3 protein-coding genes are annotated in these 4,408 nt (G+C 70.7%); all 3 read right to left on the bottom strand.

All coding sequences use genetic code 11. The features are described 5' to 3' along the window. Position 1: 1 nt before the first annotated feature. Positions 2-1,585, bottom strand: a complete 1,584-nt coding sequence (locus tag VGZ32_RS23875) for a serine/threonine-protein kinase (protein ID WP_326888413.1) — start codon at positions 1,583-1,585, stop codon at positions 2-4. Between the two features lie 149 nt (positions 1,586-1,734). Then, positions 1,735-3,942 carry a DEAD/DEAH box helicase gene (locus VGZ32_RS23870; RefSeq protein WP_326888412.1) on the bottom strand — a complete coding sequence of 736 codons (2,208 nt, stop codon included), beginning with the start codon at positions 3,940-3,942 and terminating at the stop codon, positions 1,735-1,737. Between the two features lie 321 nt (positions 3,943-4,263). After that, the coding region (locus tag VGZ32_RS28915; RefSeq protein ID WP_349263728.1) for a DUF397 domain-containing protein at positions 4,264-4,408 on the bottom strand (145 nt) is incomplete at its 5' end.

Genomic DNA, 4,408 nt, shown 5'->3' with positions numbered 1-4,408 from the left:
GTCACGGGCTCGTGCGGTCGAGCACGAGTGAGCCGTTCGGCGGGTAGATCTTCAGCGTGTTCTGCGTGCACGTGTACGGTGTGGGCGCGGTTTCGACCGTGAGCGCTCCGCTGTTGTTATAGACCCCGTTCTCGTAGAGGGTCCAGGTCCCGACCGGACGGATGTCACTGTCCAAGAGCGTGCCGTTGCGGGTCTCGTATTGGGCGGTGGCAGTGCCGCGCACGATCTCCTCCCACGACTCGCCGCCGGCGTTTGCGGTGAACACGGAGCCGGTGCTTGATCCGTAGTCTGCGATGAGGGTGCCGTCGGATCGGTAGGTCTCGTTGGGCCCTAGGCCGCTGAATTGCACGGGGTTGCCGTTGATGGTGTTGGTGACGTCCTCGGACACGGGCGCCCAGGTGCCTATCACGCACGGATCGAGCCCTGAGGTCGGGCTCGGCGCCGGCGTCGGCGTCGTGGCCGCCGCGGCGGCGTGCGCGGAGGTGACCGCCGTCGCGGACGTGGACGTGGACGAAGAGTGCTGCGACGTCGGGGTACCGCCGTTGTTGCGATCGTGCAGCAGGACGATGCTCACGCCGGCCACGGCGCCGATGATCGCGACGGCAGTGACCGCTCTGGTCATGCTGGCACGCGAGAGCCGCGACAGTGTCCCCGTAGGCGCGGTCGGGCCATAGGCGTAGGGGGATGGTGGAAGCGTCGGGGCGGGCGGCGCAAGGTGGCCGGCGACGGCGGCGGCCATCGATGGCGGCAGCCATGTGCCGATCACCTGCACCGTCTGAGGGCTCTGGTATTCACGGCACGCGGCGATGACGTCGGCCGGGGTCGGCCGCGCTTGAGGGTCCTTGCTCAGGCACCGCTCGATCAGCGTCCGCAGTGGAGGGGCGCAGTCCCCGAGATCAGCCGGCTGATGCAGGATGCGGGGGAAGACCACAGCCGGGTCTCCCGTGCCGAACGGCGAACGGCCGAGCGCCGCGTACGCCGCCAGATGACCGAGCGCGAACATGTCCACGGACGGGGTCGGGAGCTGGCCCTGGATCTGTTCGGGCGCCATGAACTGGGGCGAGCCGACCCGCATGCCCAGCCGGGTGAGCGCGGATTCGTCCACGGCCTGCGCGATGCCGAAGTCGATCACCCGCGGGCCGTCCGGAGCGAGCAGCACGTTGGACGGCTTGAGGTCGCGGTGCACCACCCCGGCGGCGTGAATCGCGGCGAGCGCCTCGGCGACGCCCGCCATAAGGGAGAACACTGAGGACGGCGGCATCGGTCCGTGCTGTTTGACGGCCTCCTGGAGGGACGGGCCGGGGACGTAGGCGGTGACGAGCCACGGCGGGGTGGCGTCCGGGTCCGCGTCGAGGACTTGGGCGGTGTAGAGCCCGTGCACCCGCCGCGCGGCACCGACCTCGCGCCGGAACCGCTCGCGGAAGTCCGCGTCGGCGCCGAACTCCGGGCGCACGATCTTGAGGGCGACCGGCCGACCGCCCGGGGTGTAGGCGAGGTACACCCTGCCCATGCCGCCCGCGCCGAGCCGGGCGCGCACTTGGTATCCGGCGATCTGCGCCGGATCGTCACCGGACAACGGCTCCATGCCCACCCGCGCCGCCTCCCAGAACCCTCCCCAGCCGACCGGCAGGCCGACTCCACCCCACCGACTCGCTCCAGGTGCGTCCGCGGAAATACTTCCACAGCGATGTGAAGGCGGCTACACGCTTCTGCATGACCGAGACGCGTTCGTGCTCAACCAACCCGTTCCACGCCGTCGGGCTGCTCCCCCGCTTCGTCGATCCCGAGCCGCGCGCGCTCGGCGTCCACGACGCGCCGGGCCAGCGCCGTCTCGGTCAAGTCAAGGGCCTGCGGTGTGGTCTCGGCCAGTTCGCTGCGGCGGGCGAACGCGTCGAAGAGCGCTGTCTTCGCGTCCAGCAGCTCCAGCATCCGCTGATCGACGCTGTCGGCGACCAGCAGGCGGTGCACCTGCACCCGGCTGATCTGGCCCATCCGGTGCGCCCGCGCGATCGCCTGCGTCTCGAGCGTCGGCTTCACCTGGGGTTCGCAGAGGATCACGACTGACGCGGCCTGCATGTTGAGCCCGATACCGCCGGCCTGGATCTGGCTGACCAGCACCGCATGGCCGTTCGCCTTCGCGAAGGCGTCGACCATCTCCTGGCGGCGGGCCGGCGGCACGGAGCCGGTCAGCGGGCCGAGGGCGCGGCCGCCGAGCGCTTCGCAGACGGCGTCCAGCACGTCGCGGAAGTTGGAGAAGACCACGACCTTGCGGCCCGAGTCGCGCGCCTCGTCGGCGATCTCGACCAGGCGGCGCAGTTTCGCGGAGCTCTTGGCGCTGCCGGTGGCGTAGGCGGCGCGCCGCATCGCCATGAAGTTGCGCGCGGCGACCGCCTCGCGGTAGAGGGCGAGCTCCTGCGGGCCGAACTCCTCCCATTCGTCCACCTGCACCAGTTCCGGCAGTTCGGCGAGCACGTCCTCCTGATTGCGGCGCAGGTACGCGGGTGCGACGGCGCGCCGGAAGGCCCGCGACCCGGCCACGCCGTCCGCGTCGTGCACCTCATCGACCAGCCGGGGCTGGAGGTAGCCGACCAGGTTGCGGAACTCCTGGACGCGGTTCTCCATCGGGGTGCCGGTGAGGAAGACCACCCGTTCGGCGCGCGCCGTCCACGCGCGCACGGTCCTCGACCGCTGCGTATCAGGGTTCTTGACGTAGTGCGCCTCGTCGACGACCACCATGGCGATGCGGACCGAGCGCGGGATGTCGAGGCTCTGGACGGCCTCGAAGGTCGTCACGCCGACACCGCCATGGGCCACCCACGCCGCGGTGTTCGCGTCGCGGTCCGGGCCGTGCATCCGGTGCGGTCGCAGGGTGCTGTGCGCGGACACCTCCCGCATCCAGTTGATCAGAACGCTGGCCGGGCAGATCACCAGGAAGTGGCGCTGTCCTGCGGCGTGCAGGTGGGCGAGCGCGGCGATCGCCTCGACGGTCTTGCCACAGCCCATCTCGTCGCCGAGGATCACCCGGCGCTGGGCGAGCGCGAACCTGGCGCCGAACTCCTGGTAGCCGCGCAGGGACACCTTCAGATGGGTCGTGTCCAGCTCCTGCCGCGCTATTCGCTCGGCCAGGTCCTCGGGCAGGAAGCCGCGGGCCGCGTCGCCGTCGACGCGGGTGGTGACGATCCGGCTCAGGGTGCTGAAGTACCGGGCGGCGTTCTGCTCGAAGTCCTTGCGCACCCGGGCGGGCTTGGCCGGGGCCGCGCGCAGCTTCTGGTTAGCGGTCGCGATCCGGTCCAGCCGCCCCTTGGACTCGGCCTCGTCGAGCAGCACCTCGATGCGTTCGGCGGCGTCACGCGCTTGTTCGCGGCGCTCGGCCCCGGCCAGTGCCCGGCGCACCCGGCTGCGCAGCGGTTGTGCCGCGTCGGCGAGCGCGGCGAGTTGCTCGCCCAGTTTCCGCGCCGGTTCGCGCAGGCGGGTCAGCGTCCGCTCGGCGCCGTGGACTTGATGCAGCGCGGACAGCAGGGCGACGGCGCGTTCGTCGCCGGTGTCGAGGTCGGCGGTGACCTTGATGTCGTCCTCGGCGTTCGCGGCGATCCGTTGCGCGGCGGCCATGGTGTAGCGGGCGCCGCGGCCGCTGATGCCGGGTGCCGCGGCCAGGTGGGCCGCAGAAGTCTCCAGTACAGAGCCGACGGTCTCGTATCCGGCCTTCTGCAGCTTCGCGATGGGCAGACGCGTGCTGGTTACGTCGGTGAGGCGGGTGACGGGCATGTCGGCCAGCTGCCGCCGCGCCTCGGCCGTGCGATATTCCGCATGGGCGGCGCGGACCGCCTCGTGAAGCCGATCCTCGCCTTCGCCGAGATCCCGCACCGCTGAGACGGCGTCAGCCGCCCGGCGCAGCAGCCGACGCATCGCCGACGGCTTGTCGGCCACCGTCCGCTCGGCCACCCGGCCCCCTCGTCGATTCTCGTCGGAGCGGTCCCTGAAGCAGACTATGGCATCCGCTCTTCGCCGCGGGCCGCCGCCCGGTTCACGTCGACGAACTGTGACGATGACGGCGACACATCGACAAAGGACGCTTCGATAAAAAACCGGGCCGGATACGGGCCCTCAGCCTGTGGGGGTAAGGCGTGGGGGTGGGGCCCGCAACCGGCCCGGCGGTCACTACCGGAAAAGCTTATTCACTTCACTTATTTGCTTGGCGCATATGAAGTTGTCCTCGTCGCCTGACGATTCCGGCCACCGCTGCGTCTTTGCAGCGACGGCCGGTCAGTCGAGGAGGAAGTCGGCGGCGCCGGTCTTGGCCGCCTCGATGAACGCGGTCATCTCCCCGGCCGTGTACACCAGGGCAGGACCCGCCGGGTCGGTGGACTGGCGCAGCGCGATCCGACCGTCCTGCAACTTCAGGACCTCC

Origin of the sequence: Actinocrinis sp. (genome assembly GCF_035938995.1) — a bacterium.
GTDB lineage: Bacteria > Actinomycetota > Actinomycetes > Streptomycetales > Catenulisporaceae > DASZGI01.
This window is presented reverse-complemented; position numbering and strand designations above follow the sequence as displayed.